This window comes from Nocardia ninae NBRC 108245, assembly GCF_007990755.1.
GTDB classification, from domain to species: Bacteria; Actinomycetota; Actinomycetes; order Mycobacteriales; family Mycobacteriaceae; genus Nocardia; species Nocardia ninae.
In genome coordinates, this window is the sequence record NZ_BJXA01000037.1 from 1 (window position 1) to 18,276 (window position 18,276).

The following is an 18,276-nucleotide window of genomic DNA, read 5'->3' on the forward strand; positions in this document are numbered from 1 at the left end:
CGCCACTGCCCCGCCGACTTCGGCGCGGCGTACGCGGCGACGGTGAGCCTGCCGTGCTCGGTGGCCAGGTGCACCGCCTGCGGCGTGCCATCGGGAGTCATCTCGACCTGCAGCTGACCGCCCTGCGGCACCGGCAGGATCACCGAGCCGAGGTCGAGTCGCTGGTCGGTGACCTTTTCCAGCAGATCCGCCACGTCGCTGTAGTCGTACGGCCCCGAACCCTCGGCGCCCGCACCCTGGTAACCCCCGGTGACCACCGGGTGTTCGTCGGTGTCGTACTCGTCTTCGTCGTAGGCGAAGTCGTCCTCGTCGTAGTCGTCGGCCGGATACCGGTCGTCGTCGGACGATCTCTTCTTCTTTCCGAACAGTCCCATTACGCCTCCTTCACGGTGGCCTGGCTCGCGCTGGTCAAACTCGCGTGACCGCCGCTGGAGCCGTGACCGCCCGCCCCGCGGGTGGTCTCGTCCAGCGAGTCGACCTCCAGGAAATCGACCAGTTCCACGCGCTGCACCAGCAGCTGCGCGATCCGGTCGCCCCGGCGCAACTCGATGGGCGTGCGCAGGTCGTGATTGATCAGGCACACCTTGATCTCGCCCCGGTAGCCGGCATCGACCGTGCCGGGGGTGTTCACCACCGACAGCCCGGTTTTGGCCGCCAGGCCCGAGCGCGGGTGGATCAGGCCGACCGTGCCGACCGGTAGCGCCACCGCGATGCCGGTGCCGACCAGCACCCGCTCCCCCGGTTCCAGGATGACGTCTTCGGTGGTGCACAGGTCCACCCCGGCGTCGCCGTCGTGGGCGCGCACGGGCATGGGGATGCCGGGATCCAGCCGCAGCATAGGTATCGGTGAAAGGGCGGTCACGTTGGTCGAGCCTACGCGTCAACCGGTAACCACCGTGAATTAGTGTTGACTCGTGTCGGACCAGCCCAATCCAGTGACGATGGACGAAAAACAGCAGAGCCCGCAGCCGTACCGCGAGCGCCTCTGGGTGCCGCTGTGGTGGTGGCCGGTGGCCTTCGCCATCACGGGCCTGCTGGCCGCCGAAATCCACATGGGCGCACCAGGATTGCGGGCCTGGCTGCCCTATGTGCTGCTGTTCCCGATCCCGGTCTGGGTGCTGCTGTGGCTGAGCCGCCATCGCGTGGAGGTCGCGCCGGACGCGTCGGGCACGCTGGAACTACGCGCCGACCGCGCCCACCTGCCGGTGAATTTCGTCGCCCGTGCGGCCGTCGTCGCCCGCACGGCGAAGAGCGCGGCGCTGGGTCGCCAGCTCGACCCCGCCGCCTATGTGCAACATCGGCCGTGGATCGGGCCGATGGTGTTGCTTGTACTCGACGACCCGGACGATCCGACGCCGTACTGGCTGGTCAGTACGCGTCGACCCGAAAAGGTCCTTGCCGCGCTGGGCCTGCCCAGCGCGGGCTGATCACCACGAACTAGCTCACGCAGCGCAGTCCATGCAGATCAGCTGACCACCCTTCTCGCTGGCCAGCCTGCTTCGGTGGTGCACGAGGAAGCAGCTGGAACAGGTGAACTCGTCGGCCTGCTTCGGGATCACCCGAACGCTCAGCACTTCCTCGGACAGGTCCGCGCCGGGAAGCTCGAACGACTCCGCGGTATCGGATTCGTCGATATCCACGACGGCGGACTGTGCCTCGTTACGACGAGCCTTCAGCTCCTCCAGCGAATCTTCCGACACATCGTCGGTTTCGGTACGCCTCGGTGCGTCATAGTCGGTTGCCATGTCGTCTTCCCCTCGTCCTTACTTCGTATATCCCGGACCGGCCAGTCCACACCGATTCCCGCTGGAACCGCCGTGACTCGCATCGCCCCGCCGGTGGTGCACGTCACACGTACACCGGTCACCCATCAGGTCGGATCGAGCTGATCCACTCCGGATAGCGCTCGGTAAACGCAGGACACGCCCTACTTGTTCCCGCGACCGACCACCAATTTCACCACCGGCGATTCGATCTGGGCCGCCAGACAATAGCGGACCCCAGCGCAAAAGTCGCAATCAAAACACAGACGATTCGAAACCGACGGGTAATCGACACCATCCGTCGAACTCGCCGAGACCTTGTGCAGCGGCGGCGTGACCTTTTCGTAGAGTGTGCTGGTGGTTTCACTGATCACCGAAGGCCGCCCCGTGGATTCCCAGGGCAGGCCCTTCCCCCGACGGCGCCCGCAGCCCTGGCTCATCATGCTCGGCATCGTCACGCTGATCTGCACGATTGTGTGGGTCAAGGCGTTGACGACGACCGAGCAGGACAGCAGCGCGATGGCCTGCAACTCGCCGAGCCCGGCCACCGAGCCGGGCGCCCAACCCGCGACGCTCGGCCAGCGCGTCGGCGCGGGCAGGCTACAAGATGTGGATCCCGCGCCGTTGGCGGCGAGCAAGGTGCGCGTGCTCAACGCGAACAACCAGCGTGGCCAGGCCGCGCACGTCGCGGCGCAGTTCGGTGACCTCGGGTTCGCCAGCGCGCCGGGCACGCAGTTCGGCAACGACACGGTTTACGTCAACGGCGATCTCGAATGCACCGGTCAGATCCGGTTCGGCGTGAGCGGCCGCCCGGCCGCCGCGTCGGTGCAGCTGGTGGTGCCGTGCGCCGAGCTGATCGAGGATCAGCGCACCGACGACACGGTCGACATGGTGCTCGGCTCACTGTTCCGCGACATCCGGCCGAGCAACGACGCCGAGGAGGTGCTGCGATCGTTGAAGAACCCCGCCCCCGGCGGCGCACCCTCGATCGACATCGAACTCCTCGACGCCGCCAGACAGGCCCGCTGCTAGCGGTCCGGGATCGGCTCGGTCGCGCCTACTCGCTCGAGTAGCGCGGCCAGTTCGTCTGCGATGCCCGGGGCGGCGGCGACCACCAGGTCGCCCGCCTCGCCCGGGGCGGTAGCGGGGGGCAGTGTGAGCTGGGCGCCCGCCTCGGCTGCGATCAGCGCGCCCGCGCCCCAGTCCCACGCGTTGAGGCCGTGCTCGAAGTACGCGTCCACCCGGCCCGCGGCGACGTGACACAGGTCGAGCGCGGCCGCGCCGAAGCGACGAATGTCACGCACCTGCGGCAGGATCTCGGCGATCAGCTGGGCCTGCCTGGCCCGGCGGTGTTTGCCGTAGGCGAAGCCGGTGGCCACCAACGACATCGACACCGTCTCGACCGGTGTGCAGCGCAGGTGCTCCACCGCGCCCTCGGCATCGACCCGGATCGCACCGAGGCCGAGCCCGGCGCTGTAGGTGGCACGCCTGGCCACGTCCACCACGGCGCCCGCGACCGGCCTGCCGCCGCGCATCGCGGCCACCGACACCGCGTAGCCGGGGATGCCGTACAGGAAGTTGACGGTGCCGTCGATCGGGTCGATGACCCAGTGCACGAGGTCGGCGGCCGAGTCGGCGAGGCTGCCGCCGCCCTCCTCGCCGAGGATGGGATCGCCGGGGCGTTGCTCGGCGAGCAGGCCGCGGATCAGTTCTTCGGTCTCGGTGTCCACGATGGTCACCGGATCGGTCGGATGGCCCTTGGCCTGCACCGCGCCCTCGGCGGGGCCGGCCTGCCCGAAGACCTCGGGGCGGCGGGCGCGAACGTGCGCCGCGGCGGTTTCAGCGAGGTCGACCGCGACTCTGCGCAGTTCGGCCTCGTCGCCGCGGGCGACGATGATCTCGGAGGTGTAGTCGGACACTGGCGATGAGGTTTCCGGCACGCCCTCCATCGGATCACAGATCCTCGGGAACGCGCAGCATCGATCGCGCATTACTCTTGTCGTGCACGACACAACGCCGTCGTCGGGCACACCACCGCAGCGCGCTCGCGACACCGGGGTGAAGCCATGTGCTGCGGTGTTGTGCTCCACACCGGCCAGCACAGGAACGAGGGGTTAGCCATGTCCGCTCGGGGGCACGCATTCGGCATCGATATCGGCGGTAGCGGCGTCAAGGGCGGCGCGGTCGATCTGGCCACCGGCGAACTGGTGCACGACCGGATCAAGATCGCGACACCGCAGCCGTCGACCCCGCAGGCCGTCGCCGAGGCGGTGGCAAAGCTGGTCGCGCAAGCCGATTGGGACGGCCCGGTCGGCATCACGCTGCCCTCGGTCGTGCTCGACGGAGTCGCGCGCACCGCGGCCAACATCGACAAGGCGTGGGTGGGCACCGACGCGCGCTCGCTGTTCGCCGAGGCGTTGGACGGCCGCGAGGTCACCGTGCTCAACGATGCGGACGCGGCCGGGCTGGCCGAGGACCGCTACGGCGCGGCAAAGGATTTCGACGGCCTCGTGCTGCTGCTGACCTTCGGCACCGGCATCGGCTCGGCCCTGCTGTACCAGGGCACCCTGGTGGCCAACAGCGAACTCGGCCATCTCGAGATCGGCGGCATGGAGACCGAACACCGCGCCGCCGCCTCGATCAAGGATCGCGACGGGCTGACCTTCGAGCAGTGGGCCGCCGCGGTGAGCACGGTACTGATCGGTCTGGAGAACCTGTTCTGGCCGAAGGTGTTCGTCGCGGGCGGCGGGATCAGCCGCGACGCCGATCTCTGGATTCCGTTGCTCACCAACCGAACCCAGGTGATTCCGGCGCATCTGCGAAACACCGCGGGCATCGTCGGCGCGGCGATGGCGATCGACGCCGGAATCGCGCCGTAGTGGCGCGGCTCGGCCGCCGGAGCGGGGAGAATCGTGCGACAATGCGAATAACGCGCCCGCGCCGATGGCGGCATCGTGCCGAAGGTACCCTGGTTAGATCGTTACAATGGAACGTGCCCCGGCGGTAAGCCGGTGAAACCCGACCGGCCTTCCGCCGGTGAAACCCGACAGACCGCTCCGCCGGAAGACCACTCTGGCGTGACGCCGCACGAGACCGTCACGAAAGGGCGTACGTGGTAGCCACGAATACCCGTCAGACCGCCGATTCGGCCGAGGCCGATTCCGCAGATGTAACCGAAGCCCGGCCGGTTCGTAAGGCGGCTGCCGCGAAGAAGGCTCCGGCCAAGAAGGCCGCAGCCAAGAAGGCGCCTGCGAAGAAGGCGCCCGCCAAGGCGACCAAGGGGGCCGCCAAGAAGGCAGGCCCCAAGAAGGTCGGCGCCGACGGCGAGCCCATTGCCGACGAGGCGATCGAGGACGAGGTCGAGATCGAAGACCTCGGCGATCTCGAGGTCTCCGAGGACGATCTCACCGAAGAGGCCGAGGACCTGGTCGTCGAGGAAGTCGCCGAAGCCGCCGAGGAGGAGGTCGAGCCGACCGCCGCCGACAAGGCCTCGGGCGACTTCGTCTGGGACGAAGAGGAATCCGAGGCGCTACGGCAGGCCCGCAAGGACGCCGAGCTCACCGCTTCGGCCGACTCGGTGCGCGCCTACCTCAAGCAGATCGGCAAGGTCGCGCTCCTCAACGCCGAAGAGGAGGTCGAACTCGCCAAGCGCATCGAGGCCGGCCTCTACGCGGCGGAGAAGGTGCGCGAGTTCACCGAGCAGGGCGAGAAGCTGCCGGTCGCGATGCGTCGCGACTACACCTGGATCGTCCGCGACGGTAACCGTGCCAAGAACCATCTGCTCGAGGCCAACCTGCGACTGGTCGTCTCGCTGGCCAAGCGCTACACCGGCCGCGGCATGGCGTTCCTCGATCTGATCCAGGAGGGCAACCTGGGTCTGATCCGTGCCGTCGAGAAGTTCGACTACACCAAGGGCTACAAGTTCTCCACGTACGCCACCTGGTGGATCCGGCAGGCCATCACCCGCGCGATGGCCGACCAGGCCCGCACCATTCGTATCCCGGTGCACATGGTCGAGGTCATCAACAAGCTCGGTCGCATCCAGCGCGAGCTGCTCCAGGATCTGGGCCGTGAGCCCACGCCGGAGGAGCTGGCCAAGGAAATGGACATCACGCCGGAGAAGGTGCTGGAGATCCAGCAGTACGCGCGTGAGCCCATCTCGCTGGACCAGACCATCGGCGACGAGGGCGACAGCCAACTCGGTGACTTCATCGAGGACTCCGAAGCCGTTGTCGCCGTGGACGCGGTGAGCTTCACGCTGCTGCAGGATCAGTTGCAGTCGGTGCTGGAGACGCTGTCCGAGCGCGAGGCGGGCGTGGTCCGGCTGCGCTTCGGCCTCACCGACGGCCAGCCACGCACCCTCGACGAGATCGGCCAGGTGTACGGGGTCACCCGCGAACGCATCCGGCAGATCGAGTCCAAGACCATGAGCAAGCTGCGCCACCCGAGCCGCTCGCAGGTTTTGCGCGACTACCTCGACTGATCTCGCTCGACCTATGGGCCGCTGAGCTTTTCGCTCGGCGGCCCATTGTCGTTTCTGCCCAACGTGCTGAGTTCGGGCAGTGCAGCGCGCGGACGGTCAGCGGTGGCGCGCGTGCGCGCTCTGCGCGGTGATCGCGGTCCCCATCCAGCGATGGAGGTAGGCGCGCAGTTGCTCCTCGGTGCGGGGCGGGTTGCCCGGGGACAGGAAGAACGAGTGCATGGTGCGCAGCACGAATTCGACCAGCTCCAGTAGCGCCGCGTCGTCGTAGCCGTGCCGTTCCCAGTCGACGTCGAAGCGCCGGATCATCGACATGCCAAAGGCTTTGGCCTGTTCGGAGGTGAGGCTGTCGGGGTCGAGGTTGGAGTAGGGGTTCGACAGCAGAATCCCCAGATGCGGGGTGCGACGCACCTCGACGAGCGTGTAGATCACCCCCTCGGTCATCGCTTCGACCGGATCGTCCAGGCCCGCGACGTGGGCGGTCAGCCGGTCCAGGAATCCGTCGACCGAGGCGATCGCCGCGGCGGTCATCAACGCTTCGGCGCTGGGAAAGTACCGGTACACGGTCTGCCGGATGACACCGAGGGCTTCGGCCACGTCGGCGATGCTGATCGCGGCACCGGTGGTGCCGATCAGATCGACCGCCGCGGCGACGATACGACGGTGGGCCTCTTCGTCATTCGCCGGCGGACTCCCGCCCCATCCGCGTCTACGCGCCACCGGGCGGACGTTATCACAGGGCTCGGGCCTGGACCGTTGGCGAATCCCGGTAAGTGATCATACATATTGACAACTCTTTGTATGATTGTCGCATCGTGCTGGCCGAGCGCGAGATCTGATCGACTATTTCCCGAGGCGAGGTACGCGCTGTGACCCACTTGCAACCCAGAAAGATGGACTTCGGCTTCGAGGACGCCGACGTCCCATTCCTGTGGAACCCGCAGAATCCGGCGTGGTCGAGCATGTCCAACGCGGTCTCGTTCCTGGCCATCGGCTTCGAGAAGATGATCGTCAAGCTGATCATGCAGTTGAAGCCGACCTTCACCGATCCGGAGGTGGCGGCGGAGGCCATCGCGTTCATGCGGCAGGAGGGCCACCATTCGACCGCCCACCGCCAGCACGTCAAGGGGTTGATCAGGCGGTATCCCGGTTTGCAGAACACCCTCGACGCGGTGATCGGCGAGTTCGATCTGCTCACCGAAGCGACCTCGCGCGAGTACCGGCTCGCGTACACCGCCGATCTGGAGGCCACCTTCACGCCGGTGTTCAAGCTGATGCTGGACAACGAGGACACGCTGTTCCGGCCCGGCGACGACCGGGTCGCGTCGCTGTTCATCTGGCACTTCGTGGAAGAGGTCGAGCACCGCAGCTCGGCGATGATTCTCTTCAATGCCGTTGTGGGCGAAGAGCTTTACCGGATGCGGATGGCGCCGTCGATCTTCGCGCATGTGCTGAAGGTGATCCGGATCGCGTGCGCCGGGTTCAACCAGCATGTCCCGCTCGCGGACCGGCAGGTCGATTCGCTGTCGATGTTCGCCAGGCATCGCGTCAAGCAGAAGGCGCTGGTGTATTTCGCGCCGTACCTGACCAAGGGGCCGATGCCGCGCGCGTTCGACGGGCTGCCGCGCCGGGCACAGCTCACGGCGCTCGCCGGTGTGGTCCGCAGCCAACTGCCGAATCATGATCCGGCGCACGAGAAGTTGCCGGAGCTGGCCGGTCGCTGGTTCGAGCGCTACGACGCAGGCTACGACTGCACCCGCTGGTACACCGCCGAGGTGCGACCGAACAAGCTGACTTCGGCGGAGGCGAACTGATGGCCGACCTGTGCCCTCCCACCTTTTCCGAACTCGCTACGCGGCTCGGCTTCTCGTGTGCCGAGAGCGGCGGACTGGTCGAGTTCCGTAATCCTGCCGCGCTGGAGAACTGGACGTTGCCGGTGCTCGAGCTGACCATCGTGCTCGGGTCGGTGCTCGCACTGATCTATGCGATCGTCCGGCTGCGCAGGCACGGTGACCCCACCAACCTGGTGCTGTGGTTCGGTGCGACCGCGTATCTGTTCGTCATCGAGCCGCCGCTGTACTTCCCGTCGGCGTTCGGCATCGCCGAGCAGGTCGACACGATGTTCGCGCACAACGTATTCACGGTGGACTTCCTGTGGGGGCGGTTGCCCCTCTACATCATCGCGATCTATCCGTTGATGGCCACGCTCGCGTATGAAATCGTGCGGATGCTCGGCGTTTTCCGGCGCTACGGGGTGTTCCTCGGTGCGGCCTGCGTTGGCTTCGTGCACCACGCCTTCTACGAGATCTTCGATCACATCGGCCCGCAGCTGCGCTGGTGGGAGTGGTCGGTGGACAATCCGCTCAACCAGCCGATGTTCGATGCCGTACCGCTGCCGAGCGTGGTCGTCTTCGCGGCGCTGTGGCCGATGTCGCTGGCGTGGTGTGTGCAGTTCTTCGTCGGCCGCCAGGTCGAGGCGGGCAAGCAGTTCAACGGGCCGCAACTGGTGGGGCGCACCGTGGTGATCGGGCTGCTCGCCTCGGTCGGCACCTTCGTGCTGCCGCTGCCCGCGACGGCGTTCGGGATGGGCAGTGACGCGGTACGCGGTTTCCTTTACGCGGCAGAACTTTTCGTACTGTCGGTGATGGCGGTGGTGCTGCTGGTCCGGCAGTGGTCCGCGCTGCGTTCCGGTGCGTCGACGCCACCGGGGTACCGCAACGGATTGGTTCAGGGGTATGCGCTGGTCTATCTGGGCGTGATGGCGGTGCTCTGGGTCACCGCCCTGCCCGACTATTTCGACGCAGTGGACGGCAGCACCGCCAACCGCGACCCCATCGGCAACCTCTGGTACACGATCGCCTGCTTCGCGATCGCGATCGTCACCGTTGTCGCCACTTTCACAGTGCCGCAGGGGAAGTCACGCGACAGTGAAGCATCGGAGACCGCCGAGCCCAGCGTGACGAAAGTGACGTAGGCGGCACCGCGGGGCCGGCGAGCCGTCGCGCTCGTTTCTCCTGAAGCGCGCAGAGTTCGTGCACGTCCGGTGACGAGATGTGCGGCACGCCAGCTGGCTGGCGCGCACATCTTCTTCGGACGGGCGCAGAATTAGTGCGCGTCCGGCGGAGAGGTGTGCGGCACGCCGGCCGGGCGGGCGCGGTCGCTGGGGTCAGTGCGGGAGCGCACCGTTCGCGCTCTCGATCGAGACCACCGCCCCCTCGGCGAGCGCGGCGCGCGAGGTGTCCTTGAGGTCGACGCCCGAGCGGCCGAGGCGGCGGGCGCCGGATATCAAGCCCGCCACCACCTTTGCCGCCTGGGCGTAGCCGAGACCCTCCGGTGGGTGGGTGTTGGATACGCAGTTGCGGTCGGCGTCGGTGCGGCCCGGGCGGGGTAGGTGGGTGAGGTAGATGCCGAGACTGTCGGCTACCGATAGGCCGGGGCGCTCGCCGATCAACACCACGACCGTCGCCACACCCATCGCGTCGGCGATGTGGTCGCCGAGCGCGACCCGTGCCTGGGTCGCGATGACCGGCGGGGCGATCGAGTAGTGCGGTGCGAGTTCCTCGATCAGCGCGGCCAGCGTCGCGGGGCCGTGGTCGGTGAGTGCGCGGGGGGAAAGCCCGTCGGCCAGCACGAACCCGATCTCGGCACCGCTGCGCGGGACGACGGATAGCGCGGAACCACCTGCGACGCCCGACAATTCGGCGGGCAGTCGGCCGAGGTCCGGTCTGCGTAGGTACTCCGCACGGTCACTCGCGCGACTGCGCACATGCGCGGGTTCACCCACCCCGAGCGCGGCCACCCGCTCCCCCAGCGCGCCCACATCCAACGGCAGGTGCACCGCGTCCCGTGCCGCCGCATGCGCCGCACGGAATTCCAGCACCCGCGTGGTGGGCAACGCGTCACCGGTCCGACCCAAGCCGATCCTGGATTGGGTGCTGCGCCGCAGGTCTGTCCAGAACTGTTGCGCTGCCTCGCTTTCCGGCCGCGCCACGTGCTCGGCTCCCGATGAAGCACGATGGCTCCCAGCGCCATCCGCTCGCGCGGACTCCCGTTCGCCACGCGACGCAACTGCTTCCAGCCCACCGGCGCGCCCGCGCATAGCGCGACGCACGTCGTCCTCCGATATCGACTCCGCCTCATCCAGCGGCGCAACGACTTCCAGCCTGACCCGCACATCCCGTCGTTTCATCACGCACCCGCCAACGCACGCAGTGGCGAAGCGAGCGGCTCCACCGGGAGCACCCGTCCCGCCGCATCGATCATGCCGAGACCGGCCAACCAGGATTCGAATTCCGGTGCGGGCCGCAGGTTCAGGACGCGGCGGGCGTACAACGCGTCGTGGAAGCTGAGGCTCTGGTAGCCGAGCATGACATCGTCGGCGCCGGGGACGGCGATGACGAAGGCGCAGCCCGCCGCGCCCAGCAGCGTGAGCAGGGTGTCCATGTCGTCCTGGTCGGCTTCGGCATGGTTGGTGTAGCAGACGTCGACGCCCATCGGGAGGCCGAGCAGCTTGCCGCAGAAGTGGTCTTCCAGTCCGGCGCGGATGATCTGCTTGCCGTCGTAGAGGTATTCGGGGCCGATGAAGCCGACGACGGTGTTGACCAGCAGCGGGTCCAGGTCGCGGGCCACCGCGTAGGCGCGTGCCTCCAGGGTCTGCTGGTCGACCGGCTTGCCGCCGGTGCCGAGGTGCGCCACCGCCGACAGCGCAGAGCCCTGACCCGTTTCCAGGTACATGACGTTGTCGCCGACGGTGCCGCGGCGCAGCGACCTGCCCGCCTCATTGCCCTCGCGCAGCAGCGAAATATTCACGCCGAAACCAGCATTGGCGCCCTCGGTGCCCGCGATCGACTGGAACACCAGGTCGACCGGCGCACCCGCCTCGATCAGGCCGATGGTCGTGGTCACGTGCGAGAGCACGCAGGATTGGGTGGGGATGTCGAACCGCACCCGCACCTCGTCGAGCAGGTGCAGCAGCTCGGCCGTCGCCTGCGGCGAGTCGGTGGCCGGGTTGATCCCGATCACCGCGTCCCCGCAGCCGAGCAGCAGCCCGTCCAGCGTGGCGGCGGCGATGCCGCGCGGGTCGTCGGTGGGATGGTTGGGCTGCAACCGGGTGGCCAGCGTGCCGGGCAGCCCGATGGTGGTCCGGAAGCCGGCGGTGACCGCGACGGCGCGCGCGACCGCGATCAGATCCTGATTACGCATGATCTTGCTGACGGCGGCCACCATCTCCGGGGTGAGGCCCGGCGCCACCGCACGCAGCGTCGCCGCGGCACCCGCACCCGCCGCGACGGCGAGCAGCCAGTCCCGCAGCCCGCCCACACTGAGGTGTGAAATCGGTTGGAACGCCGCACGATCGTGGGTATCGATGATCAGCCGGGTGACCTCGTCGGTCTCGTACGGCACCACCGGCTCGTCCAGGAATCTGGTGAGCGGCACCTCCGCCAGCGCCCACTGGGCGGCGGCCCGCTCGGCGTCCGAACCCGCCGCGCAGCCGGCCAGTTCGTCACCGCTGCGCAGCGGGGTGGCCTTGGCGAGCAACTCGACCAGACCGTCGAAGGTGTAGCTGCTTCCGCCGAGATGCTGTGTGTAGCGGGTCATTCGAGCTCCTCCTCCGCCTCGGCCAGCAGCGCGAATTCCTCGTCCGGCGAGTGGGCCACGAGCCGGTGCCTGCTGTACAGACCGAAGTAGGCCATGAAGGCGCAGAACGCGACGAGCGTCCAAGTCGCGGCGACCGGGTCGACCAGGAAGGTGGCGATCACTGCGGCACAGGCGATCACGAGCGCGAAGGCGGTGGTCGCGACGCCACCGGGCGTCCGGTACGGGCGCGGCATGTTCGGTTCGCGGACCCGGAGCACGATGTGGCTGACCATCATCAGCACGTAGCTGAGCGCGGCGCCGAACACGGCCATGTTCAGCAGCATCGCGCCCTTACCGGTCAGCGACAGCGCGAATCCGACGACGCCGGGCACGATCAGCGCCAGCACCGGCGCCTTGCGCGCGTTGGTCACCGACAGGCTCGTCGGCAGGTAACCCGCCCGCGACAGCGCGAACGTCTGCCGGGAGTAGGCGTAGACGATGGAGAAGAAGCTGGCCACCAGCCCGGCCAGGCCGATGTAGTTCACCAGTTTCGCGGCACCACTGTCGCCGAGCGCCTCGACCAGCGGATTGCCGGACGTCGAAATGGCTTGCGCGCCAAGCGCGCCGGTCGCCAGGAACAACACCGCGGCACCGGTGACGATCAGCACGAGCATCGCGCTGATGATCCCCTTCGGCACGTTCTTCTCCGGCTCCCGCGCCTCCTCGGCGGCCAGCGGCACGCCCTCGACGGCCAGGAAGAACCAGATCGCGAACGGCACCGCCGCCCAGATCCCGAACACCCCGAACGGCAGGAACGACGAGCTCCCGACAGCATTCGGGTCCGCCGGGATATCGGTCAGGTTGCCCGCTTCGAACAGACCCCATGCCGACACCGCGAACACCGCGAGCCCGGCCAGCGCGATGGCGGTGATCACGAACATCGCCTTGAGCGCCTCCCCCGCCCCGGTCAGGTGCACCCCGATGAACAGCGCGTACACCGCCAGATACACCCACCAGCCGTCGGTGATCCCGAACAGGTTCAGCGACTCGACATAGCCGCCGATGAACGTGGCGATGGCCGCGGGCGCGATCGCGTATTCGAGCAATACCGCTGTGCCCGTGGCGAATCCGCCCCACGGCCCGAGCGCCCGACGGGCGAAGGTGTAGCCGCCGCCCGCCGCGGGCAAGGCCGCCGACAGCTCGGCCATGCCCAGCACCATCGCCAGGTACATGCCCGCGATCAGGACGGTCGCGATGAGCAGTCCGCCGAAGCCGCCCTCGGCGATGCCGCTGTTCCAGCCCGCGTAGTCGCCGGAGATCACATAGCTCACGCCGAGCCCGGCGAGCAGCACCCAACCGGCCGAACCTGTGCGCAATGTCCGCTTGGCCAGATACTCCGCGCCGGCGGTACCGGTCACCTTCGCGTCCTCGATCGTCATAGGCGCTACGCACTCCTCGTCCACATACCGTTTGGTCGGTGGACCAATTCTTGGGAGCGATTGTTGCCCGGGTGTGAAACGACGTTACGGACGCGGTGCCGCCGCCGGTGACACCGCGCACACCCCGGGCGGGTCGCACGGTCGCATCCTTCGGGGCACGGCACACTTGGCGGGTGGTTGCCTCCGCCCCGGTCCGGTTTCGATCACCCTGGACCCAGACCATCGATCTGCGGACCGAAGCACGCATCGCACGCGACTGGCTGCGCCGTCCCGGCCTGGCGCACCGGGTGCTGCCCGCGATCCGCGAGCACCTGGGCGCGGCCCCGGCCAGCACCGCCTACGCCTTCACCGTCTTCGTCACCTGGTGGACGTTGCGCGGCGTCGGCGACTCGGTCGAGCGCCGGTTGATCTTCTCCGCGTCGACCAACCTCTACAACATGCGGCACAACCCGGTGCAGGTGCTGGTCGCGTCGGCGTTCTGGACCGACGGCGGCTTCCCGTGGAGCACCCTCGCCGGCTTCCTGATCGTGATGGCCTACGCGGAACGCTGGCTCGGCACCACCCGCTGGATCGTCCTGTTCGCCACCGGGCACATCGGCGCGACGCTGCTCACCGTCACCGGCATCTCGCACGCCATCGATCGCGGCGTCATCCCGCTGAAGGTGGCCGTCGCCGCGGATGTCGGCACCAGCTACGGCTTTTCGGCGGTGCTGGCCGCGATGGCCTTCCGATTCCGCGGCCTGGTCCGGCTGCTCTGGGCGGGCACGCTCATCGCGATACTCGTCGCCGCGCTATGGATCGGCCCGACCTTCACCGACTACGGCCACCTGTGCGCGTGCGCGATCGGCCTGGTCGTCGGCGGGATCGCCACCGTGCTCGGCCGCTGGTTCGAGAAGCGGAGCGCGGCGAAACAGGAACCCGCGGCGGCCGTTACGGAGTGACGGGATCGGGCCGCACCCGGCGCTGCACGAACCCGACGACCGGCTCGACGACCCGCGCGGCGATCGGGCCGAGCACCGCCATCAGCAGCACGTAGGCCGAGGCGAGCGCCGCCAGCTGACCGTCGACCCCGCCCATGGTCACCGCCAATCCCGCGATGACGATGGAGAATTCGCCGCGCGCGACCAACGCCGCGCCGGTCCGCGCCCGGCCCATCGGACGGATGCCCTGCTTGCTCGCCGCCCACCAACCGGTGGCCATCTTGGTCAGCATGGTGACCACCGCGAGCGCCACCGCCCAGCCGAGCACCGGCGGGATGGCGCGCGGATCGGTGGTCAGGCCGAAGGCCACGAAGAAGATCGCCGCGAACAGATCCCGCAGTGGCTCCAGCAGTTTCGCGGCCTCGTGCGCGGTCGAGCCGGAGATGGCGATGCCGAGCAGGAACGCCCCGACCGCCGCGGACACGTTGAGCGCCGAGGCGACACCGGCCACCAGCAGCGCCGCGCCGAGCAGCTTCAGCAGGAACACCTCGTTGTCCGAGCTGTCCACGATGGCCGACACGTATCGGCCGTAGCGCATCGCGACCACCAGCACGACGGTGATCGCGGCGAGCGCGATGGCGAGCGATTTGGCGCCGCTGGCGAAGCTCAGCCCGGCCAGGATGGTGGTGAGGATCGGCAGATAGATCGCCATCGCCAGATCCTCGAACACCAGGATCGACAGGATGACCGGTGTCTCGCGGTTACCGAGGCGCCCCAGATCGTTGAGCACCTTCGCGACGATGCCCGAGGACGAGATGTAGGTGACGCCACCCATGGTGATCGCACCGACCGCGCCCCAGCCGAGCAGCAGCGCGACGATCACACCGGGCGTCGCGTTCGCCACGATATCGACCAGGCCGGCCGCCCAGGACCGGCGCAGACCGGTCATCAATTCGGGTGCGGTGTACTCCAGGCCGAGCAGCAGCAAGAGCAGCACCACGCCGATCTCGCCTGCGATGTGGCCGAATTCGTTGGCGGCGCTGAGCGAGATGAAGCCACCTTCGCCGAAGGCGAGGCCGCCGATCAGATAGAGCGGAATGGGGGACATCCCGAAGCGACCTGCCAACCGCCCGAACGTGCCGAGGGCAAAGAGAATCGCTCCGAGCTCGATCAGGGCGAGCGCGGTTTCAGTCACTGGTTTCAGCCGTGGGTGAGAATCTTCGCGGCGGCATCTAGGCCGTCCGGGGTACCGACGACGACGAGCACATCGCCTGAGGTGAAGGTGAAATCAGGTCCCGGCGAGGGGTGCAGCTGCCCGGCGCGCATGGCCGCGACGATCGAGACCTTGGTGCGGGTGCGCATCGCGGTCTCGCCGAGTGTGCGGCCCGAATACGGTGATTCGTCGCCGATCGGCAGCTGCCGGGTGGTGATGCCGGGCAGGTCGCTGTGTTCGTCGTTGAGCTTCGAGACCAGTTGCGGCGCGCCGAGGAGGTTGGCCAGCACGGCCGCTTCGTCGGTGCTCAGCGGGATCTGCGCGGCACAGGCGTCGGGGTCTTCCAGCTTCGAAACTATGAGGTCGATGTCGCCGTCGCGATGCGCCACCACGCCGATCCGGCGGCCGGAGCGCACCTCGAAGTCTTTGCGGACTCCTATCCCGGGTAGGGCGGTCACGTCGACATTCACGGGTACAGATTAGACCGGTGTCCGATTCGTTCGGCGGTGCGGTCATCACTTCGGCGGATGGCGCCTGGTCAGGGCTGTGCTGAGATGGAGGCGTGCAGTGGTGGTGGCGGATTCCCGGGACGGCGCGTAAAGCGGTCGGCGCGCTGCTCGCGTTCGCCGGTGGCGTCGTGCTCTACGCCGCAAATCTATACACCCTGACCGAGCACGGGCTCGATGTGCCGCTGCCGACGCGGCTCGCGATATTCGCCCCGCTGTGCCTGTTGACGATGTGCCGCCGCACCCCGGTGACCGCGATGGCCGTCGGGCTTGTGCCGCTGGCGATCGACATGTACCTGGGCCCGACCGTGCCGGTGTGGCTGCTGTACGGCGACCTGATCTACGCGGCCGTGCTGTACTCGGCGCGGCGTCCCGCGCGCATCACGATGGTGGCGTGGTCCACGTTCTCGCTGCTGGTGGTGATTCTGACGCTGGTCCGCACTGGTGACCTACGTGCGGTCTCGCTCGCGCTCATCGTCGTGTTCGCCTTCATCGCCACACCGCTGTGGTGGGCGAATACGGTGCGAACGCACAAAGAGGTCGCCGACGCCGAACGTGCCCGCGCCCAAGCGCTGACCCTGGTCGCCGAGCTCGATCGGCGCGCCGCCATCGCCGACGAGCGCACCACCATGGCCCGCGACCTGCACGACGTGATCGCCGGGCATCTGTCGGCCATCGCGATCCAGTCCGAAGCGGCGCTGGGGGTGCTGGCCCGGAGTGCGTCGGACTCGCCGGTCACCGGGATCCTCGGGTCGATCCGGACCAACAGTGTCAGCGCGCTACAGGAGATGCGCACCATGATCGGCCTGCTGCGCAACGACGCCGTGGACGAGGTGGCCGCGCCGCGCCGGCTCGCGCAACTGCCCAACCTGGTCGAGGCCGCCCGGGCCGCGGGCATCGCGGTGCGGGTGCGCGACACCCTCGACGACACCGACCTGCCGAGCGCGGTCGACCAGGCCGCGTACCGCATCGTTCAGGAGGCTTTGACCAACGCCATGAAACACGCACCGGGACAACAGGTCGACATCGAAGTGGGCGCGCAGGACACGATGCTGCGGGTGGCGGTGCGCAATCCTCTGGCGGCGGTCGCTTTACGGCACACCGACAACGGTGAACCGCACCGCGGCCTGATCAACATGCGCGAGCGGGCCGCCGCGCTCGGCGGAAACTTCACCGCCGGACCGGATTCCGGCGGGTGGCTGGTGCTGGCTCAGCTGCCGCTGACCACGGTGGGCGCCGTATGACCATCCGGGTAGTGATCGCCGACGACCACGCCGCGATCCGCGCGGGCCTGCGGATGATCCTGGACGCCGAGGACGACATCGAGGTGGTCGGCGAGGCCGCCGACGGCGATGTCGCGGTCGCGCAGGCCAAAGCGCTGCGCCCGCACGTGGTGCTGATGGATGTGCGCATGCCTGGTGTGGACGGGATCACCGCGACCGAGCGGGTCACCGCGGACGGTCTGGCCAAGGTACTGATCCTGACCACGTTCGATCTGGACGAGTACGTCTTCCGCACCTTGCGGGCCGGGGCCTCGGGTTTCGTGCTGAAATCGGCGTCGGGGCAGTCGCTGATCGACGCGGTCCGCACCGTGGCGGCCGGGGATGGAGTCCTCGCCCCTGAGGTGACGCGCGCGGTGATCACCGCCTTCGCCAAGACGAATACCGATGCGGCCGAACCGGAACCGAACGGGCTCGCCGATCTCACCGAGCGCGAACGCGAGGTGCTCGACTGCCTCGGCGACGGGCTGTCCAACGCGCAGATCGCGGGCCGGCTGTTCATCGGCGAGACGACGGTGAAGACGCACGTGTCCCGGGTGCTGACGAAACTCGGTGTGCGGTCGCGAGTTCAGGCGGCGATCCTGGCCCGGGAGATCCGCGGCAGCTAGTCCGCTCGGGACTTCGGCCGGGCCTGCCTCACTTGGCGAGTGGCGCGAACACGCCGTCCTGACCGGGCTGGAACTCCTCGACCGCGATCACCGCGCCCGTCGGCAGTGGCCCGTACAGGTGCGGGAAGAGCATCGACTCGGGATCGGTCGGCACGCCCGGCTCCCACTTGACCGGCGCGCCGAGGCGGGCCGGATCCAGGCGCAGCAGCACCAGGTCGCGGCGCCCGGCGAAGAGCCGGTTGGCCGGCAGATGGACCTGCTGCGGCGCGGACAGGTGGATGAAGCCCACCTCGTCGAGCGAGGGCGCGCGGTACTCACCCGTTTGCCGAGCGGAAAGCCACTCGCCCAAAGTGCATATGTGAACAAGCGTGTGAGTGTCGTGGGTCACGGGTAATCTCCCGGTAGACAACTGGATCGGCCTGTTCGAGGTGGTGACCACACTGAGTTCGTAGCGTGACCTGGAATGTTCGCCTGTAGCGAAATCCCAGGT

At 68.2% G+C, this 18,276-nt stretch carries 21 protein-coding genes; 9 read left to right on the top strand and 12 right to left on the bottom strand.

The annotated features are described in order from the left end of the window. Both NN4_RS24495 and dut read right to left on the bottom strand, forming a co-directional pair. Positions 1 to 374: DUF3710 domain-containing protein (locus tag NN4_RS24495; protein ID WP_147135804.1), on the bottom strand; the 374-nt coding region annotated here is incomplete at its 3' end. Then, complete coding sequence (gene dut / locus NN4_RS24500) at positions 374 to 838, bottom strand: dUTP diphosphatase (protein ID WP_107658113.1); 465 nt, start codon at positions 836 to 838, stop codon at positions 374 to 376. The genes dut and NN4_RS24495, both read right to left, overlap by 1 nt. A gap of 103 nt (positions 839 to 941) precedes the next feature. Here dut and NN4_RS24505 point away from each other — a divergent pair, with 103 nt between their 5' ends. Further along, positions 942 to 1,427 (top strand): DUF3093 domain-containing protein, encoded by a 486-nt coding sequence (locus tag NN4_RS24505; RefSeq protein ID WP_147135806.1) that lies wholly within the window; start codon positions 942 to 944, stop codon positions 1,425 to 1,427. Positions 1,428 to 1,442: 15 nt separating this feature from the next. On the opposite strand, the gene NN4_RS24510 is transcribed toward NN4_RS24505, so the two are convergent. Both NN4_RS24510 and NN4_RS24515 read right to left on the bottom strand, forming a co-directional pair. After that, the gene (locus NN4_RS24510; protein WP_107658115.1) at positions 1,443 to 1,745 is read right to left on the bottom strand and encodes a DUF4193 domain-containing protein; all 303 of its coding nucleotides are present in this window, start codon (positions 1,743 to 1,745) and stop codon (positions 1,443 to 1,445) included. A gap of 182 nt (positions 1,746 to 1,927) precedes the next feature. After that, entirely contained in the window at positions 1,928 to 2,137 is a 210-nt protein-coding gene (locus NN4_RS24515; RefSeq protein ID WP_147135809.1) for a hypothetical protein, read from the bottom strand. Between NN4_RS24515 and cei the strand changes: the two genes are divergently transcribed. Further along, the gene (gene cei / locus NN4_RS24520; protein ID WP_107660712.1) at positions 2,121 to 2,795 is read left to right on the top strand and encodes an envelope integrity protein Cei; all 675 of its coding nucleotides are present in this window, start codon (positions 2,121 to 2,123) and stop codon (positions 2,793 to 2,795) included. The two genes, NN4_RS24515 and cei, sit on opposite strands and share 17 nt — an antisense overlap. Here the strand turns inward: cei and NN4_RS24525 are convergent. Next, the gene (locus NN4_RS24525) at positions 2,792 to 3,703 is read right to left on the bottom strand and encodes an inositol monophosphatase family protein (RefSeq protein ID WP_371865698.1); all 912 of its coding nucleotides are present in this window, start codon (positions 3,701 to 3,703) and stop codon (positions 2,792 to 2,794) included. The genes cei and NN4_RS24525 overlap by 4 nt on opposite strands. Positions 3,704 to 3,883: 180 nt before the next feature. Here NN4_RS24525 and ppgK point away from each other — a divergent pair, with 180 nt between their 5' ends. Together ppgK and NN4_RS24535 are read left to right on the top strand one after the other, a co-directional pair. Next, on the top strand, positions 3,884 to 4,642 hold the full coding sequence (gene ppgK / locus NN4_RS24530) for a polyphosphate--glucose phosphotransferase (RefSeq protein ID WP_147135812.1): 759 nt from the start codon (positions 3,884 to 3,886) through the stop codon (positions 4,640 to 4,642). Between the two features lie 233 nt (positions 4,643 to 4,875). Continuing rightward, a complete protein-coding gene (locus NN4_RS24535) occupies positions 4,876 to 6,246 on the top strand; it encodes an RNA polymerase sigma factor (RefSeq protein ID WP_147135815.1) in 1,371 nt (456 codons plus the stop codon). 96 nt (positions 6,247 to 6,342) lie between these two features. Here NN4_RS24535 and NN4_RS24540 read toward each other — a convergent pair whose 3' ends face one another. Next, positions 6,343 to 6,963, bottom strand: a complete 621-nt coding sequence (locus NN4_RS24540) for a TetR/AcrR family transcriptional regulator (RefSeq protein ID WP_147135818.1) — start codon at positions 6,961 to 6,963, stop codon at positions 6,343 to 6,345. Between the two features lie 149 nt (positions 6,964 to 7,112). Here NN4_RS24540 and NN4_RS24545 point away from each other — a divergent pair, with 149 nt between their 5' ends. Continuing rightward, the gene (locus tag NN4_RS24545) at positions 7,113 to 8,057 is read left to right on the top strand and encodes a metal-dependent hydrolase (protein WP_147135821.1); all 945 of its coding nucleotides are present in this window, start codon (positions 7,113 to 7,115) and stop codon (positions 8,055 to 8,057) included. Beyond that, positions 8,057 to 9,217 (top strand): DUF7802 domain-containing protein, encoded by a 1,161-nt coding sequence (locus NN4_RS24550; protein ID WP_147135824.1) that lies wholly within the window; start codon positions 8,057 to 8,059, stop codon positions 9,215 to 9,217. Before NN4_RS24545 ends, NN4_RS24550 begins: the two co-directional genes overlap by 1 nt. Before the next feature lie 192 nt (positions 9,218 to 9,409). Here NN4_RS24550 and eutC read toward each other — a convergent pair whose 3' ends face one another. The 3 genes from eutC to eat all read right to left on the bottom strand — a co-directional run bounded on the left by eutC (position 9,410) and on the right by eat (position 13,259). Continuing rightward, positions 9,410 to 10,234 (bottom strand): ethanolamine ammonia-lyase subunit EutC, encoded by an 825-nt coding sequence (eutC, locus tag NN4_RS24555; RefSeq protein WP_246181060.1) that lies wholly within the window; start codon positions 10,232 to 10,234, stop codon positions 9,410 to 9,412. A 197-nt stretch (positions 10,235 to 10,431) separates the two neighbouring features. Next, the gene (locus NN4_RS24560; RefSeq protein ID WP_147135827.1) at positions 10,432 to 11,841 is read right to left on the bottom strand and encodes an ethanolamine ammonia-lyase subunit EutB; all 1,410 of its coding nucleotides are present in this window, start codon (positions 11,839 to 11,841) and stop codon (positions 10,432 to 10,434) included. Continuing rightward, a complete protein-coding gene (gene eat, locus NN4_RS24565; protein WP_147135830.1) occupies positions 11,838 to 13,259 on the bottom strand; it encodes an ethanolamine permease in 1,422 nt (473 codons plus the stop codon). Before eat ends, NN4_RS24560 begins: the two co-directional genes overlap by 4 nt. Before the next feature lie 173 nt (positions 13,260 to 13,432). On the opposite strand from eat, the gene NN4_RS24570 reads away from it, so the two are divergent. Further along, positions 13,433 to 14,200, top strand: coding sequence for a rhomboid-like protein (locus NN4_RS24570; RefSeq protein ID WP_246181061.1), 768 nt, complete (start codon positions 13,433 to 13,435; stop codon positions 14,198 to 14,200). Here the strand turns inward: NN4_RS24570 and NN4_RS24575 are convergent. Together NN4_RS24575 and NN4_RS24580 are read right to left on the bottom strand one after the other, a co-directional pair. Further along, complete coding sequence (locus NN4_RS24575; RefSeq protein ID WP_147135836.1) at positions 14,190 to 15,374, bottom strand: cation:proton antiporter; 1,185 nt, start codon at positions 15,372 to 15,374, stop codon at positions 14,190 to 14,192. The two genes, NN4_RS24570 and NN4_RS24575, sit on opposite strands and share 11 nt — an antisense overlap. Before the next feature lie 5 nt (positions 15,375 to 15,379). Then, positions 15,380 to 15,862: a cation:proton antiporter regulatory subunit gene (locus NN4_RS24580; protein WP_107658125.1), complete on the bottom strand. Its 483-nt coding sequence runs from the start codon at positions 15,860 to 15,862 to the stop codon at positions 15,380 to 15,382. Positions 15,863 to 15,954: 92 nt separating this feature from the next. Here NN4_RS24580 and NN4_RS24585 point away from each other — a divergent pair, with 92 nt between their 5' ends. Together NN4_RS24585 and NN4_RS24590 are read left to right on the top strand one after the other, a co-directional pair. Beyond that, entirely contained in the window at positions 15,955 to 17,142 is a 1,188-nt protein-coding gene (locus tag NN4_RS24585) for a sensor histidine kinase (protein WP_147135840.1), read from the top strand. Continuing rightward, complete coding sequence (locus tag NN4_RS24590) at positions 17,139 to 17,786, top strand: response regulator (protein ID WP_147135843.1); 648 nt, start codon at positions 17,139 to 17,141, stop codon at positions 17,784 to 17,786. The genes NN4_RS24585 and NN4_RS24590 overlap by 4 nt, the downstream gene beginning before the upstream one ends. 28 nt (positions 17,787 to 17,814) lie before the next feature. Here NN4_RS24590 and NN4_RS24595 read toward each other — a convergent pair whose 3' ends face one another. Continuing rightward, positions 17,815 to 18,135, bottom strand: a complete 321-nt coding sequence (locus NN4_RS24595) for a DUF952 domain-containing protein (RefSeq protein WP_147135846.1) — start codon at positions 18,133 to 18,135, stop codon at positions 17,815 to 17,817. Positions 18,136 to 18,276 lie beyond the last annotated feature (141 nt).